Below are 2249 nucleotides of genomic sequence, written 5' to 3' on the forward strand. Positions count from 1 at the left end.
GAGTGAAAACGCTGCTGCCAAGAAAAGGAACAAGGCTTTAATTGCTAAAGTGGCCGATAATCTGGAAGTAGAATTAGAAAAAGACGCCAGCCTGCAAAATCAGATGGATGCCCTACTAGCCAGAATTTCGGAATTAAGGTTCAAAGTATTCCACCGCTATGAAGATGAAGGTTTATCAAGAGATACAAACAATGAAATTGCTCATCAACTCAACATTAAAGACTATAAAAATAATGCCTGTGTGGATGATCAGATCACTCTCATTGAAGAAACACTCGTAAAACTGACTCGAGAAATTCACAAAGTGGGTCAGCCTACCATTAATGAGCGTACCGCAGTCATTGAGAATGAGCTTGACAGGCAAATAGCTCAGCTGAAACTAAATCCCCGATACGTACTTGAACGTGAGGTAGCCAGAGCCAGGCTAGCAGTAAAAGAAGCTAAAAATGTCCTGGAGAAGACTAAACGCGATATGGATGCGTATCTCCAAGAGACCTCGGATGAAGACGACGTGGAGCTCAATCGGGCAATGAAACAATTTCAGAGCGAGCTGGGTCTGTCTGCAGGTGACGAGCAGTCCAATGAAGAGCGAGCAGAGGACATCATAAAACACCTGCTGGGATACAGTGTCGAAATACGGGATGAAATCATTAAGGAACAGGAAGCCAAAACAAATCTGCACATCTGGATAAATGGCGACCCCGCTTCGCTGGAAGAAGCTGATTACATTCTTGCTGTTAATGACCATTCAGATACCCAAGGTCGGGCAACCGATGAAGATGGAGTATGGGGTGAACTGCCTCTTACCAGAAAAAAGTACACTCAGGTCACGGAATTCCAGCGTGAGCACGACAGGGATAGCAGTCCCTTCCTGTACTCACCAAGAGAGGCAAAACTTCTGACCGATATCAAAGACTTCATGCAGCAGCACCCTCTCAAAAAACAAGCTATGGAAGCCGCAATTGGCCTGCGCGTAGCAACAATGGAGAGCGATAAGGGAATGACATTTCTTCCGGCTTTCAATTTTAACGATGAATTTGCATCCATTCGCGTACAGGCAAATGCCGACGACAAAGTGACATTTAAACAGGCCAGTCGGATTGTGGAAGTTTTTAAGAGCCTGAAGACCGCCTTTCCTAAATCCCCTGTCCAGCCCCCGTATGGTCAGCCCGAGGATGCACTGGATGAAGTTGATATTCTTGCGCTCAAGGCCATGGATGAGATGAAAATAGGATCCCAAGAATTCAAGGACGAAATTCGCGCCATGGGCAAAACAGACATTCACTTCGTCGAGCCTGAAACGGAGGATCTGGAAAGCTTCCCGGAATACTTCGCTAGCCATTCTGCCAGTGGTAACAAGATCATAGCTCTGCTGCGCGAAGGCGCGATCAGCAAGGTTGAACTTGAGAACTACTTAAAGGCTATCAGAGGTGTCGATGGATATCAGACAGTGGATGAATTTGAGCACTTCCTTGGTTATAAACACGCCGTCAACGTGCCTCGCTTTAAAGTCGTTGTCCGGGCACTGTCCGATGAGGGAGCTGAGCAATTCATGCGGATTGCCTTTGCTCCTGTGACCGTGACCGCAACTTGTCCGGCGGGTATGAAAGAGTCCGTTGCCGACATGAAAGAGTACGCAGCGGCTATCATCGCGAACTATGTGCTTGATGATATTGCCTTTGAAAATGGTCGCAGGTCGGCAGCATTTCTGGCCAATGTTCAGGATACCCTGGCACCCTACGCCAATGCCGTTGGCTTGTCTGAATCAGAGCTGATCCAGGCTATCCATGACACATTAAAGCAGGCTCATGCCGCAGCGGTTGAACAGCAGCTCAATGACTACTGGGCCAAACCTTCAGCCTTCCTGTTACAGGCGGTCACCTGGTACTACTCCAGCTATAAACCTCTGCTGGTGACCCATACCACCTTGAAGGCTGGCTTACTGTCGCTGTCAAACATGTGGTTACTCTATCTTCTGGACCTGACCAACAGGGGTGATTACACGCACAGGATGCGCATACCTTTCCAGCACTGGTTGGAACACTACAGCTTTGATCTTGACCGAACCCAACACTATAAATTCCACAGTGAAATTGAACAACTTGCAGAGCTGGGCGGGCTGGCGATGCCATTCGGCAAGGCTGCTTCCTCAGTCGTTCTACTGAAAACCGGTTCCATGCTGTTTGCAAGACAGCACAACGCCAACCCCCGGATGTATCGCAGCATTTCCCGCCTGGTGCCCGAAATAG

Annotated in this window: 1 protein-coding gene; it reads left to right on the top strand. The window is 48.3% G+C overall.

Annotated features, from left to right (window positions below):
- On the top strand, window positions 1-2249 hold a 2249-nt coding region (locus KDK19_RS16760; protein ID WP_257292412.1), incomplete at both ends, for a hypothetical protein.

Origin of the sequence: Endozoicomonas sp. ONNA1 (genome assembly GCF_024606325.1) — a bacterium.
In the GTDB taxonomy this organism is placed as follows: domain Bacteria; phylum Pseudomonadota; class Gammaproteobacteria; order Pseudomonadales; family Endozoicomonadaceae; genus Endozoicomonas_A.